The 14,515-nt window shown below is 58.5% G+C and carries 10 protein-coding genes; 5 read left to right on the top strand and 5 right to left on the bottom strand.

The annotated features are described in order from the left end of the window. Positions 1-20: 20 nt before the first annotated feature. Complete coding sequence (locus ACP7C5_RS13190) at positions 21-647, bottom strand: recombinase family protein (RefSeq protein WP_426264593.1); 627 nt, start codon at positions 645-647, stop codon at positions 21-23. 302 nt (positions 648-949) lie between these two features. On the opposite strand from ACP7C5_RS13190, the gene ACP7C5_RS13185 reads away from it, so the two are divergent. Beyond that, positions 950-1,996, top strand: coding sequence for a chemotaxis protein CheB (locus tag ACP7C5_RS13185; RefSeq protein WP_426264592.1), 1,047 nt, complete (start codon positions 950-952; stop codon positions 1,994-1,996). Here ACP7C5_RS13185 and ACP7C5_RS13180 read toward each other — a convergent pair. The 3 genes from ACP7C5_RS13180 to ACP7C5_RS13170 all read right to left on the bottom strand — a co-directional run bounded on the left by ACP7C5_RS13180 (position 1,980) and on the right by ACP7C5_RS13170 (position 4,912). Next, complete coding sequence (locus tag ACP7C5_RS13180; RefSeq protein ID WP_426264625.1) at positions 1,980-2,942, bottom strand: alpha/beta hydrolase; 963 nt, start codon at positions 2,940-2,942, stop codon at positions 1,980-1,982. The two genes, ACP7C5_RS13185 and ACP7C5_RS13180, sit on opposite strands and share 17 nt — an antisense overlap. Positions 2,943-3,078: 136 nt before the next feature. Further along, entirely contained in the window at positions 3,079-4,122 is a 1,044-nt protein-coding gene (locus tag ACP7C5_RS13175) for a sensor histidine kinase (protein ID WP_426264591.1), read from the bottom strand. A gap of 55 nt (positions 4,123-4,177) precedes the next feature. Further along, positions 4,178-4,912 (bottom strand): Crp/Fnr family transcriptional regulator, encoded by a 735-nt coding sequence (locus ACP7C5_RS13170; RefSeq protein ID WP_426264590.1) that lies wholly within the window; start codon positions 4,910-4,912, stop codon positions 4,178-4,180. Between the two features lie 116 nt (positions 4,913-5,028). Between ACP7C5_RS13170 and ACP7C5_RS13165 the strand changes: the two genes are divergently transcribed. The 4 genes from ACP7C5_RS13165 (at position 5,029) to ACP7C5_RS13150 (ending at position 13,320) form a co-directional block, all read left to right on the top strand. Next, positions 5,029-5,397 carry a response regulator gene (locus ACP7C5_RS13165; RefSeq protein ID WP_426264589.1) on the top strand — a complete coding sequence of 123 codons (369 nt, stop codon included), beginning with the start codon at positions 5,029-5,031 and terminating at the stop codon, positions 5,395-5,397. A gap of 375 nt (positions 5,398-5,772) precedes the next feature. Then, the gene (locus ACP7C5_RS13160; protein ID WP_426264588.1) at positions 5,773-9,258 is read left to right on the top strand and encodes a chemotaxis protein CheB; all 3,486 of its coding nucleotides are present in this window, start codon (positions 5,773-5,775) and stop codon (positions 9,256-9,258) included. A gap of 48 nt (positions 9,259-9,306) precedes the next feature. Next, positions 9,307-9,690, top strand: coding sequence for a response regulator (locus tag ACP7C5_RS13155; RefSeq protein WP_426264587.1), 384 nt, complete (start codon positions 9,307-9,309; stop codon positions 9,688-9,690). A 270-nt stretch (positions 9,691-9,960) separates the two neighbouring features. Next, positions 9,961-13,320, top strand: coding sequence for a beta strand repeat-containing protein (locus ACP7C5_RS13150; RefSeq protein WP_426264586.1), 3,360 nt, complete (start codon positions 9,961-9,963; stop codon positions 13,318-13,320). Positions 13,321-13,471: 151 nt separating this feature from the next. On the opposite strand, the gene ACP7C5_RS13145 is transcribed toward ACP7C5_RS13150, so the two are convergent. Next, positions 13,472-14,383 carry a LysR substrate-binding domain-containing protein gene (locus ACP7C5_RS13145; RefSeq protein ID WP_426264585.1) on the bottom strand — a complete coding sequence of 304 codons (912 nt, stop codon included), beginning with the start codon at positions 14,381-14,383 and terminating at the stop codon, positions 13,472-13,474. Positions 14,384-14,515 lie beyond the last annotated feature (132 nt).

Raw genomic sequence — 14,515 nt, 5'->3', positions numbered from 1 at the left:
ATGCTAGCGCAATCTGACAATCAAGCAGAGACGGAGCAAATCCCGTCGAGCTTTTTCAGTCCGCTATAGAGCGTCGCCCGACTGACCCCGTAAGTCGCCGCGACATCCGTAACCGTAGCAAGTGGGTCCGCCAGCAACAGCTTCGCTTCGCGGAGCTGTTTCATCGTTAACGCTGGCGGTCGGCCGCCCATGCGTCCACGCGCCCGCCCAGCGGCGAGACCAGCCTTGGTGCGCTCGCTGGTAAGCTGACGCTCGAACTGAGCCAGACTGGCGAAGATGTGAAAGATCAGCGTACCCCCTGCGCTGGCCGTATCGATCCGTTCGTCGATGCTCTCGAATCCGATTCCTTCACGGGCCAGCTCGGCGACGGTCGCGATCAAGTGGGGCAGGGAGCGCCCTAGCCGATCGAGCCGCCACACAACAAGGCTATCGCCCTGGCGAAGCGCTTTGAGTGCCTGGGTCAGCTCGGGCCGATCGGATTTCGCGCCGCTGGCATGTTCGGAATAAATCCGGTGGCAGCCGACGCGATTGAGTGCGTCGATCTGGGCGTCGAGGCTCTGATCCTCGGTCGATACACGGGCATAGCCGATGCGGATGCCGCCTGCGGTCGCGATAGAATAATCCGTGCTGCCGCGTGTGTTCATCATTCAAACCAATCAAGACGTTTTCACGTCATAGAATCCCGAACGGGTTTGTAAACACTCGGGCGGCGATCCGCCGATATTTTGGACCCTCGCGCCGCGTGTCTGGAAAACGGTCGTTTTCTGGACAGAGCTTGCGCATTTCAAAAAGGGTAGCGCGAGGCGTGAATTTGGAGAAAAATGCAGACGGCTGCGCCGCTCCGCTTAGCGAGCGCAGCTCGGGCGGGGGGCCCGCTTGGGCTGAAGGCCCCTGCCTTGATGCGGCAACGGCAGGGGTCTTCGGGACTGATCGTGCGTTTCCAGCGTGAATGGAAATCATGATGAGATCACCACTTCGCGAACAGATACAGATAATCGTGATCGGAGCCTCTGCTGGCGGCGTTGACGCGATCCGCACGATCGTAGTCGGTTTGCCAGCAACGCTGAGCGCGGCAGTGTTCGTCACGCTGCACATCGGTTCCCACAAGAGCGACTTGCCTTGGCTGCTCGGCCGCCTGGGCACCATGTCGGCAAGTCACGCTGTACATGGAGAAGAGATACGCGCTGGTCATATTTTCGTCGCTCCGCCGGACCATCACATGACGGTAGAATCTGGCAAGGTATGCCTTACAAAAGGTCCGCGCGAGAATATGGCGCGGCCCGCGATCGACCCGATGTTCCGGAGCGCCGCTCGCACCTACGGCGCAAACGTCATCGGCGTTATCCTTACTGGCGGCCTGAATGACGGGACGGCCGGGCTATACGAGGTGAAGGCGCAGGGGGGGCTGACGATCGTCCAAGACCCCTCCGATGCCGTGGGTGCCAGTATGCCTAAGAGCGCGATTGCGAACGTCGCAGTCGATTACGTTCTGACCGTGCCCGAAATCGCCCCGCTACTCGTCCAACTCGTAGCCGAGCGATCGCCAGCGGAAGCACGCAAAGGTGGCGATCAGGCTACAGGAGATTCGCAGGAGAAGGGTATGACTGCCCAATTTACTCTAAACCATCCTGTCGCCGTGACATGCCCCGATTGCGGGGGAGCATTACGGCGCAGCGAACTGGGTTCACTGACTCAATTTAGCTGTCATATCGGTCATGTGTATACCGCCGAAATCATGTTAGCGGCGCAATTTCTTACGATGGAGCGATCGGTCGAGCAGGCAATGCGTTCGCTTAGCGAACGCGCTGAATTGTGCCGGATCATGATGGAAAAGGCTCAGGAAGGAGAAGCTATATCGCCAGCCCGCTGGCAGGATGCGATGAGCGAGGCGTTTGATCAAACTGCCCCTTTGCGGGAACTTCTCACGCGCGAATGGATCCACCCTGATGGTGATGGGATCGTTGGGCAGGGTTCTGTAATTACCGATCTTGCGTGAAGCGCGCTAAAATCCAGTCATCCATGTATTGCTCGATTTTCCGGGCTACCGATGTTCCCATGTGGTTGAACGCATGAGAACTATCGGGGGCAATGAGTAGCTCGGAATTCTCATTGGCAATGCGCCACCGCGCCTCCATCCTTTGGCTATCTTCGAGCAAAATATCCTCTGTTCCCACGATAAATAAGGCTGGCGGTAGCCCAGTTAGGTCAGCGTATGCGGGTGAGATAGCCGGACTCTTGCGCTCGGCGTCCGTAAGACCGGGCGTCAGTTTGCACAAAGTCGCACGAACCGTAGGTCCGTGTAGGATCAGCGTTTCCGGCCCGGCATTACGTACCATCGCCGTCCCCGAAAAGTCGTATAGCCCGAAAAGAAGAACCGCTCCGTCGATGCGGCCAATGGCATTATCCCGGTCCCGTAATCGTAAGAGCGTCGCCGCGGCGAGATGTGCTCCGGCGGAGGACCCTTTGACGATAATCCTGCGGCTTCCAAACTTCGATTCCGCTTGGCCGATGGCCCACATCATTACGGCTTCGCAATCATCGATCAACATTGCCAGAGGGTTGGAAAGCGCCAACCTGTAGTCGATGCTTATGACGGTCACGCCAAGTCTCGCAGCTAACGCGGCGTTTTGGGTGTCCGCCATCCGCGCGTTACCGATTGTCCAGCCGCCGCCATGACAATCGAGGATCACGCCGCGGCAGGGACGCCGAGGTTTAAAGATGCGAACCTTGACGCGTTTGCCGAGCCTTTCGATTGTCTCCAATTTAGGCCGGTCACCTGAGCGAAGGCTGCGCAGCATCGGATAGATTTCCACGATGCGGAGCAAGACGTTTAAAACGACACGGCCGAGAGTCGTTTTCATTCGAAGGCGGGGTAGACGATTGAGCTTACGGTTCAATTGCCGAACTTCTGCCACGTCTTGGTCGGTAAAATTTGGTTGCATCAAGTTCACTTCGTAAATCGCTCATATGAGTCCGCAATCTTACGATCAGCGTTCGTCACCCGAAACCCAGCATTTCTCGGTCGTCGGCTTTACAAGGATGTGCAGTTTTCAGTTAAACCATGCGATGTCCGCCTCGCTACGTTTCGGTCACGACGCAAACTGTGAGCGGCACGATGATCGTGCACCGAAACCCCGTCGGCCCATAATCGAGCATGGTTTCGGCCTCGAGTTCGTAACTCAGCGTCTGCTCCAGAAACTCGGTGCCAAAGCCATGGTGCGTCGGCGGCGGTAGCGCTGGTCCAGGTCGGCGCTCCTTCCAGATGATGGTAAGGCGCCCATCGTCGCCTTCACCGTCGATCCTCCAGGAAACCGCGATCGAACCGCCCTCTACGGCAAAAGCGCCATATTTTATCGCGTTCGTTGTCAGTTCGTGGAAAGCCATCCCCAGCGCTTCGGCCGCCTTCGATTGAAGGCTGACATCTGGTCCGGAGAGCAACAGCAGATCGCCCTCCTGGATCGTGGCGGCGGCTAACTCGTCAACAATGAGCATGGTGAGATCGGCACGTTGCGCCGGAAAGGTTACTGTCGATCCTTGCGCGCGCGCGAACGCTTCGAGACGGCCATCTAGATGGTCGGCGAACTCATCGAGGTTTTGGCTGTACTCGGCAGTGCGTCGCGCGATGGAGCGTATGACGGATAGACTGTTCCGGACCCGATGCTGCAGCTCGCCAGCGAGCTGGCGCTCGGCGAGCATGTAGCCGGTCACATCGAATGCAACGACAACGGCACCACTGATCCTGCCTGCGTCGTCCTTCGAAGGGCTGATGGTTGCGTTGAACCAGCGATCCACCCCGCGACCACGATACAGAATCGGATGGCGTGAATCGGCCCATTTCACCGTTTCGCCCGCAAGCACACGATCGAGGATCGATGGGTCGGTCTCAAGAAAATGTGGCCGACGATCGCGGATCGGCAAACCGAGTCCTTCACCGTTCTCGTCCGCCATTAGGTCGGCATATGCGTCGTTGTAGATTTGAAGGAAGTTGTCCCCGGCCATCACCATCATCGGAAAGCCGACGTTCAACATAAGATCGATCGACGACTTGAGGCTCGGTTGCCAGGCGTCGCTTGGCCCGAGCGAGGTCGATCCCCAATCATAGGCACGAATGCGCGCGCCCATGTCGCCACCGCCCACTGGCCAAGGAAACATTTGATCGGCAAGCGGGGCGCCGTCGTCAATCCTTGGCATCGAGATGGTGCCCTTCGTGTTGGAGATGCAAATAGTTAGGGTTGAACATCGCGAGGCACTCCAGAGCGGCTAGGTCCGGAATAGCGAGGTGCTTATCGCCAAGATCGATCAAATGTTCCTTTCGCAATATTTGAAGCATTCGATTGGTGTGCACGGCCGTCATCCCCAGCGCGTCGGCCATCTCGGTCTGCCGGATCGGGAAGTCGTAACCCTTGGCGTTGATTGGCCCGATCGATTCCAATCGATGGAATAGCTCCAGAATCAGATGAGCAGTTCGCTCGAGCGCGCTACGCTGGCCGATGTTTACGGTCCACTCGCGCTGAATCGCTGATGTGACCAGCGCATCCCATCGCAACGCCTGAACCAAGCGCGGGCTGTTCAATGCCTCAAACTCCTCAGGCGAAAGCTGCGCGACGGTGAGCGGCGTTACAGCCGCGATCGAATGATCGGATTCGTTCAGAATATAGCCGTGCGGATCGCACAGATCGCCGGGTAGCAGGAATGCGACAATCTGCCGACGCCCATCAGCAAGCACCTTGTAACTATGCGCCCAGCCCACGACGATTAAATTGACACAGGTCAGACGGTCGCCTTCGTGTATAAGGTGTTCGCGCGACCGAATCCGCCGTAATTTTCGGCTCGCCAAGGCATCCAATGTCACGCGCTCGTCCGATGACAAGCGCGTGAAGCGTTCGAGCTTTGAAATCAGCGGGTTGGTCATGCGACGATCAGTCCTTGAGCCCAACATTAACGACCGACGCACCCATTTCGCTCAATCTAGGTTATGTGTTGCGACTAACTCGGCATCTACCGAGGATCAGAGTAAGAGGCGCACGTATGAGCGACACGGAAAATGGCAAGCTGGCTGGCCGCCGGATCCTCGTCGTTGAGGACGAGTTTTATCTTGCCGAAGACCTTTGTCGCGCGCTCAGCGAAGAAGGCGCGGACGTTGCCGGTCCAGCGAGCAACATTCGCAAGGCAAAAGCGCTGATAGCTGAACAACACGTCGATCTGGCCGTGCTGGACGTCAATCTTAAAGGTGAGCTGGTATTTCCTCTCGCCGACGAGTTGCGCCTTCAAAAGGTGCCGTTCGTGTTCACGACCGGCTATGACGACATCATGATCCCCGTCGAGTATCAAACGATCGAACGCTGGGAAAAGCCGCTCGCCACCTCCAAGCTTATCAAGCGACTTGCACAGCTGTAGACCCCGCTCGGTAAGAAAAGTGTGATGGTCAATAAAAACTTCGGGGAATATTCTCTCTATTGCGGCTCTCGATGCGGTCGCATTGACGTCCCTGTTGACACGTTTCCTCTGTGCGGCGGGAAATCGACCATTTCCCTGCTGGGCCTGAACGCGAGCAAGTTCTCCACCGATAATTTTGCGCCGCTTTCGATGACGCGACGCCGATTCGCTACTGGTCTCGTTATGATGCTATCACCAGGGCGTCTCTCAAATCCTCCGGCGATTTAGGTAGCCTTCCGTATGGAATCAAAACCGCCGAAAATAATTGAAAAGATCGGCCTCTCAAGTGCGGGGGGGGGGGGGGCGATTCGCCACTCAAATGCTGGTGACCCACACGTGTTCCTGACAGTTGGCATCGGCGCTTCCGCCGGCGGCCTTGAAGCATTCACCAGCTTCTTCACCAAAATGCCGGCGGATACCGGCATGGCGTTCGTGCTGGTCCAACACCTGTCGCCCGATCACAAAAGCATGTTGGCGGAACTGCTTGGCAGGTCGACCCAAATGGGCGTGATCGAGGCCGTTGATGGCGTCGAGGTCAAACCGAACTGTGTCTTTGTAATTCCGCCGGATTCGACGATGACAATCAACAACGGTCGTCTCAAGATCGTCAAGCCCGCACCACCGCGCGAGCGGCGTCGCCCGATCGACACCTTCTTCCAGTCGCTGGCCGAAGATGCTGGCGAAAGCGCCGTTTGCATCATCCTGTCGGGAACAGGGAGCGACGGTGCCTTAGGCGTTACCGCGGTGAAGGAGCACGGCGGATTGACCCTCGCACAAGCTGAGTATGACCGTCACGCCATGCCGGGAATGCCACAAAGCGCCGCGAACACGGGACTGGTCGATGATGTGCTTGCGGTCGAGGCGATGCCTGAGCGCATTCGCTCCTACCGCGCGCATCTGGCGAAAGTCGCCGATGGCAAGGACGACGATGGTGTCCGGCAGGACGCGATACCGCACCTCTCATCGATCTTGAACGCATTGCATGCGCATACTGGCTACGATTTCAGCGAGTATAAGGAAAAGACCTTGGTGCGCCGGCTTCAGCGCCGAATGCAGGTACTCCAGCTCGAGACGCTCGAAGCGTATATGAATCGGCTGACCAAACATCCCGAAGAACTCGATATGCTGCTCCGCGAGGTGTTGATTAGCGTAACGCAGTTTTTCCGCGATAAAAACGCATTCGATGCGCTGAATGAGACCGTTCTCAAAGGACTGATGATAGGAAAGAACGCGGGCGAGGAAGTTCGCGTCTGGGTTCCGGGCTGCGCGACGGGCGAAGAAGCCTATACGATCGCGATCCTGCTACGCGAAGCTATGGATACGCGGCGACCGCGACCAAAGGTGCAGATATTCGGCACCGATCTAGACGAACGGGCGATCACGGTCGCACGACTAGGACGCTATCGAAAGCCGATTGCGGGGCTGTCGCCCGAGCGCTCCGAACGATGGTTCACGGTCGAGGGCGACGATTGTTGCGTCATCCCGGAAATTCGCGAGATGTGCATTTTCTCTGTTCATAGCGCAATCAAGCACCCCCCGTTTTCCAAGCTCGATCTTATCTCCTGTCGCAATCTGCTGATATACCTCGAGCCCTCGATGCAGGAACGGTTGATGCGGACCTTCCACTACGGCTTGAAGATTGGTGGAAAATTATTTCTTGGATCATCGGAATCGGTCACGCGCGCGACAAAGCTGTTCAGCGTGACGGACAAGAAGCATCGCATTTTTGAACGTCGCGATGTTCCGACCGCGTCGCTGCCGCCATTCTCGACCAGCAATCGGATGACAGAGCGCGTTCCGTCCGATGCCAAGTCTTCGCCGAACGATGAAATGCTGGATAAAAGCGTGCGTCGCGTAATGGAAAAGCACAACCCGCCGCATCTGCTGCTCGACCGCTCAAACCGGATCGTGCGTTTTTCGGGCGGTTCGGTGGGGCAATATCTGGAGCCGTCGCCGGGCGCGGCGAGCCTGGCGCTGTTCGATATTCTGCGCAAAGCGCTCCGGCCATCGGCGCGCGAAGTGCTGCAGCAAGTACGGAGCGGAACCGAGCCCGTGCGACGCGACGACGTGCCGATCCGCATCGACGGCAAACCCCGCCTCGTCAGCATGATCGCCGAACGTCTTGCCGAACAGGGACCCGAAGCGGAATTCGTCGTCCTCGCCCTGCAGGACGCCGGCGTCGGGGCTGGGAAAGGCGGCGACGCCAGCGGAGAGTCGGTCGAACACCTGCAATCGTTACAGCAGGAGCTGCGCACAACGCGGACTCAACTCCAATCGACGATCGATGAACTCGAGACCGCCAACGAAGAGATGAAATCCTCAAACGAGGAATATCAATCCGTAAATGAAGAACTGCAATCGTCAAACGAGGAGCTTGAGACTGCCAAGGAGGAAATGCAATCCATCAACGAGGAACTACAAACGATCAATACCGAAATTGGTAGCAAAAACGAGCAGCTAACTTTTCTAAATAGCGACTTGTCGAACTTGCTCGAAAGCACCGAAATCGCGACGCTATTCCTGGATGACAGCCTTCGCGTTCGTCGCTTTACGCGCGGGGTGAACGAGGTTTTCCATCTGCGTGACGCCGATGTTGGGCGACCGATCACCGAAATCGTCACCTTGCTCGACTACCGCGACCTCCAACGCGATGTCAAAACCGTACTGCGCAAGCTATCTTCGATCGAACGTCAGGTCACGATTCAAGACACGAAGGCGACTTTTATCCTTAGGATACGGCCATACCGCACGGTTGATAATGTCATCGACGGCGTGGTGCTGACGTTCGTCGACATTACAGATCGCCAGGCTGCGGACGAAGCCGTTCGCGCTAGCGAGGCCAAATTTCAGATGCTGTTCGATAATATCGACGAGGGTTTCTGCACGTTGATGAAGGTCGATACCCAGCTTGGTCAACTGAGCGATTTTTGTTATCTTTCCGCCAATCCGGGTTTCGAACAGCAAAGCGGGATCGGAGACGTCGTCGGCAAGACGATCCGGGAAGTCGTTCCTGAAGAGTCCCAGGAATGGTTCGATATTTACGATAAGGTCTGGGCAACCGGAGAGCCGGTGCGGTTTGAGCGCGAGCTTATTACACGGGGGCGAGTGCTCGAAGCATTTGCCTTTCGCTTCGATGACGGCTCGGGATTGAAACTGGGTGTAATTTTCCTTGATATAAGCGACCGCAAGCGCCACGACGAACAACAGGAATTGTTACTGCTGGAGATGGACCACCGCGTCAAAAACCTGTTTGCCATCACCGGCGGCGTGGTATCCTTAAGCGCGCGATCGGCAACCACGCCGGAGGATATGGCCGCGACCATTCAGGGGCGCTTGGGTGCTATGGCAAGCGCCCATCAACTCGTCCGACCACGCCGACTTGGCGCTGGCGCGGACAAGCCGGAAACGACCCTCGCCGATATCGTCGAGACGGTCTTACGCCCGCACATCGAAACGACCGACGCAAACGGCGAAAGTCGCGCGGTGTTCAAGGGGCCGGTGGTTCCTATAAGCGGGGACGCCGTTACGAGTCTGGCAATGGTCCTGCATGAGCTGGCCACGAATGCTGCAAAATATGGAGCATTCTCAAAACTGGGTGGGCGGGTTGATATTTCTTGGGACGTCAAGAAAGAGCGGCTCGAATTGACATGGGCGGAACAAGGTGGCCCGGTCGTCAAAGGGCCGCCCGCACGCGAAGGATTTGGCAGTCTGCTGGCGCGCCGCAGCATCAACGGTCAGCTCGATGGGCAATTGGCTTACGACTGGAACCCGGAGGGGTTGACTGTGCATCTTTCAGCCGCGGCGGAACGGCTTGCTTCCTAATGGGTTCAAAGCAATTCAGGCGACGCTTTCGCCGAGTTGGTATTATATTTGCTCAATCGCTCGGCCGTCCTGATCGCAGAGGATCAACCGTTCATCGCGCTGGACCTCGCCATGGCGGTAGAGGATGCGGACGGCGAAGTGGTCGGTCCGGCTGCGAGTATCAAAGAAGCTTTGGCGCTGCTTGAGAGCCGTCCCGTCGTTGCAGCGATCCTCGATGTAAATCTGGTCGATGGGGATATTTCACCCGTCGTGGAATATCTGGTGGAACACGGAGTTCCGCTCATTCTTCAAACGGGGGTTGGCCTTCCTGCCGATCTGGCCGCGCGCTTTCCCAACCTCGTTGTCCGGATCAAACCCACCCGGGCAGCGGTGATAGTGGCGCAACTTGAAGGAATGATATTCCACGTTGACCCTGCAATAGGGTGTCTATGACGGCTCGCAATAGTGTGCGTTCGGGTCTTGCGCTTAAAGACATCTTTTGAGTTCGGATACGCAGACGTTTACGATCGCAAAGTACGCCGACTCGGCAAATTTTCTTTAAGCAAACAGGGTTGTTTTCACCTCAGGCCGTCGCCGATCCTTTGTCGTTCTACGCTACGCTGCGAACATCTAACGTAGGTGTTGCAGCAACTGCTTTTGTGTCCCCTTTGATGGCCCCCAACACCAAACCGCATGTCGCGGTCGGCCACGGGGATCTATCATATGTTGAATTCGAAAAACTCGTCGGGCGAACATCGTAATAGCGTCCGACAGCGCGTGATTATCACAACCATCGCTGCTGCAGTACTAAGCTCAATATCGGACGGCGCGCTTGCGAACAATTACGGCGAAAGTCTTGGCTGGCAATTTAGGACGACCGCCGATCGCGCCAATCAGGCGGCAATCCTTGACCTGATCGCGAAACGACGCAGCGGCTATTACACGGCACTGGTCTACAATACCTCTATCGCTCAGCAGAACAATTGCGCCGTTACCGCGACCGCGACGGGCAACGCTGGGAGCCAAACGGCTCAGGCCAATTCCCCCACTGTCGCGGGCGCGACGTCCAGCGCGACCGACAACGCCAGTACGGCGACGAGTAACGGTCGACGCAGCGCATCAAATACCGATCAGGCCAATGACACCGCGCAAGTGATCAGCAGCGAACCAGTCCTTTCTTCATCCGTGAGCGTAACAGGCAAAGTGACGACCGCCACCGCCCGTTCCAATCGGGCCGACCAATCGCTTTTGCTCGATCCGCTCGATCTGACTTTAGAACACGGCCCAACGAAGCTTCGCGCGGGCGACGATCACGCTGTGGCCGACGCTGGCGTGGCCGTCGTCAATCACCAGAGCCTGCGGGGTGCCCATGTCAGCGCGACGTCCAGCACCGCCAACACTGCCCTCGGAACCGGCTCGGTCAGCGTCAGTAAGCTTGCTTTGACAGCCAATACTCAAAGCGCGGCAGCCCTTGGGAATGACGGGGCCAATGCCATCACGCTCGCCGGTGTGTCGAGCGATAGCGGCGCTGGCATTGTCAGCGTTCAGAAGACCGACGCCGCCTCATCTGTCAGCGCAACGTCGAGCGGCCTGCCAGCGCTTTCGACGCGATTCGTCGATGCTAGCACGCTCGATGTCAGTGCGAATCTCGTGCGTGCTACCAGCTACGGCAATGCGGTCGATAATGCGCTGAGCGCGAAGCTGGTCCGTGCCTCACTGCCGGTCAGTGCCGGCATTGCATCCATGGTGCCCGCGACCGGCGACGGCGATGCGGCAGTGGGCGCGGCTTTCGGCGTTCTCAGCGTTCAATCACTCGGCGGCAACATTACGTCGACTGCCGGTGATCAATCGCGGCTAATCGTTCCGCAGGTCTCGGCCAGGGGAGACCTCACGAACGCTTCGTTGAATGCCAAAGACAATTCCGTTTCGTCCACTGCCATCGGCAATCAGTCAGGCAACCGCGCTGATCTCGACATCAGTACGGTTGGAGCCAGCGCATATGGTCGATCAGGCCCGATCGCGAACATAACCAACGTCCAGCGGATCGGCGAGGCAAGCGTCGGCTCAAGAGCCGGCGGAGGCGTCGACCTGTTTGTCGATGGCAACGTCGAAAGCGCCGCGGTCGTCTATGCCGGTAATTCTGTGCGTACAGCTGCTACAGGCAATCTCGCCGTGGGTAACGCGCTGAGTGTCAAAGCCAACCAGCTCGGTGATGCAACGAACACGCCCGGTGGCGGCGATCCCGGGCTGACCCCGGTCGGCACCGCGCAGATCGGCGACTATGGCAATGCCAGCACGACCGCCGGACTCAGTGTCCAGAATGTGCAGGACTATGGCTCGGGCGGCGTCAATGCGCAGCAGTCATCGCCATCTTTTACCGCTTCGCTAGCCGACCGGATCAAAGACTCGACGATCGCCGTCTCGGGCAATGTTGCGGCGAATGCCGCCACGGGTAACGACGCGACGAACAGTCTTGCCGTTAACGCTGGCTTGCTGCGGTCAGGTGCCGACCTCAACAACGTTCAGCGTGGTGAGGGCAATGTCGAGACTGCGATTGGCTCGACCACGGCGCGCGGTGGGGCAGTCATCGCGTCGCTCGGCCCAGTCACTAGCTCCAGCCTTGCAGTGGAGCGAAACACTGCGACCGCGACGTCGATCGGCAATGTCGCCGCCAATGAGATGAGCCTGTCGGTCAACACGTTGGGCAATGACAGCGGCCATACCGACGCGGTGGCCGGTTCGATCGGCAGCGGCTACGGCGCTGCCGCCACGCTCGCGCTGGCAAATGACCAGTCGATCGGTCATCCGATCGGACTCGGTGCTCCACTGACCCAGATCTCCAGCGCGATCTACGGCAAATTCGTTGTCAATGGCTATGGCGGCCTCGATGACTCCAGCGTCTCGCTGTCCGACAACACGCAGCGCGCCACCGCCGTAGCCAATACAGCCTCGAACGCGCTTACGCTTTCAGCGACGTCGATTTCCGCCGATAACGGGCCAGCCGCCGGTGCAGCCGTTTCCTCGATTCAATTCGGTCAGGCCGATGTCCATGCCACATCTGCTATGAGGCTCGTTGCGAACGGTGGATCGTTGACGCACTCGAATGCGACAGTCTCCGGCAATGCCAACCAAAGCGTCGCGGTTATCAATGACGTCGACAATAAGCTGGTAGTTAGCGCCACCGTTGCAGTGTCGCTGACCGGTTTCGATGCCATCGGCTCGATGAATGTCTACGGCCCGCCATATGCGACCGGTGACCAGTCGCTGGCCAACCAGCAGTTCGCCAGCGGTAGCGCCACGGCGGACAGTACCACCCTGCCTAAAGGCGTGGGCGGCGTGCAAGGTCTCGATGCCTCCACCTTGCGCGTGACCGGTAACCTGACACGAGCCGACGCAACCGCCAATCAGGCCATCAACGCGCTAACCGCAAGTGCCGCCAGTGGAGATGCTCGAAGCGCGGTGCTCACCAGCACCCAAATGAGCGTAGCAAGCGTTTCCGCAACCGCCGGAACCACGATCGCGGGCGTTTCAAAGTCCGGCGCAAGCGCAGGCGTTTACGATAGCGCACTTCCCATCGATACCAACACGACCGCTGCGCTTGCTCGCGGCAACGTCGCGGATAATGCCGTCTCGCTAGCGGGCGCGAACAATCCCAGTTCAGTCCCGACCGTTTACGCTGGCCGATACGGATCGGATGTGTCGGCCCAGGCCGCTCTGCTGAACAGACAGACCAACCTGGGATCTGTAAGGGCCGTCGCGATTAGCGCGCCTGCGCCGCTGAACAGCCCAGACGTTCCGGCGGTCTTGTCGACGATTGGTGTTACCGGAAACATCGCTTCCGCGGCGGCGTTCGGCAACGTTGCGTCCAACGCGGCAAGTGTCTCGGCGCTAGGCCGATTGCCTACCGCTGCTGTCGCCAATGTTCAGTCGAATAGCGGTGCCATCACCGCGCAAGTGACCGGCGCGAGTTACGCTAGTCAGGTCGGGGCGCTCACACGCAGCGCGCTGACCCTGAGCGGCAATCAACTCGTTGCCACCGCGACCGGCAATCAGGCGACAAATGTGATCACCAGCATTCGGTAATACGGGATCCGCGTCGGCGCGCGCCCGCCCCCAGCGCTGCGTCGGCTGCGGGAGGGGCCGTCACGATCTCCCCCGTGACGGCCCTTCGAACATATGATCCAGAAGACATTTGACCACGCAGACTGATTGAGCGGGTAAGCTCGTATCACATTTAGGTGCGAGGAATTGGCCGCGCGTATCGTTGCGACAGATGCTGTAGAAAGCATTTGAGAACAGGATTGGTATTCGAGCGCCGCCAGTGCACCCCTTGGTCGAGCGCGGTTGGTCCGGAAGCATCATGGATTTCGTGATAGCTGTGGGAGCTGGGAACGACTATCAGGTCGGGCGCTGCGCCAGCCATGACCGGCAGGTGTCCAATACTCCCGAACTGGGCTAAATTCTCGCGGCTGACGTCCTGCGAGATGATCGATGGGCGATGACCTGGCGCTGACAATCGCGCTATGATCATCGCGGCGATATCCGGTCCGGGGTCGTTTGCCGTGACCACGAAGCCATAATCCCGAAAATCAGACCAATACAGTGGCGCTCGATCGGCAAGCGGATTGCCAGCGGGTAAGGCGATCGTCAGCGGCTCCTTCCAGAAGGAGAGCGACTGAACGCCTATGCGTTCCGGGCGTCCCGCAAGGACCGCCACGTCGATTTCGTCTCCTTCGAGCCCATTGAGCAGCCTCGTTCGTCCACTTTCGCGAGCCTCGATTTCAATATCCGGGAAGGCGACGCGATAGCTTGCCAGTGCGGCCGAGAGGTCGCCAGTAGTAAGCGACCCGCAAAAGCCGAGGCGCAATCGGCCAGCGTCCCCCTTTGCAAGCGCGCGCGACGCGCCGGCCAGCGCATCTACGTCGTCAAGAATACGTCGCGCCATGGTGAAAAAGCGTTTGCTGGAAGACGTTGGAACGACGCCTCGCGGCGAGCGCAGGAACAGCGGCAGCCCCAGCCGCGCCTCGAGATAATGAACGCGTTTGCTCAGCGTCGATTGTTTGATACCAAAAGTGTCGGCGGCACGGCTGAAGCTGCCGGTGTCGGCGGCGGCCAAGGCATATCGCAGCAGGTTGATCTCGATCATGATGAGCCTCGCCACGTGCGACCGTTCTGTCGGACAACACGGGCTAAAACAATGAAAACTCTGCGCTTCTCGCGGTATCCCAAAGAATGGGGGGTAAAGCGAACGGCCGTTCGTCTGCCGCCTTGCAATGCG

It is taken from the genome of Sphingomonas sp. PWP1-2 (genome assembly GCF_049898305.1).
Classification (GTDB): Bacteria; Pseudomonadota; Alphaproteobacteria; order Sphingomonadales; family Sphingomonadaceae; genus Sphingomonas; species Sphingomonas glacialis.
Note: the sequence above shows the minus strand (reverse complement) of the source record. Positions and strands in the feature narration are given on the sequence as shown.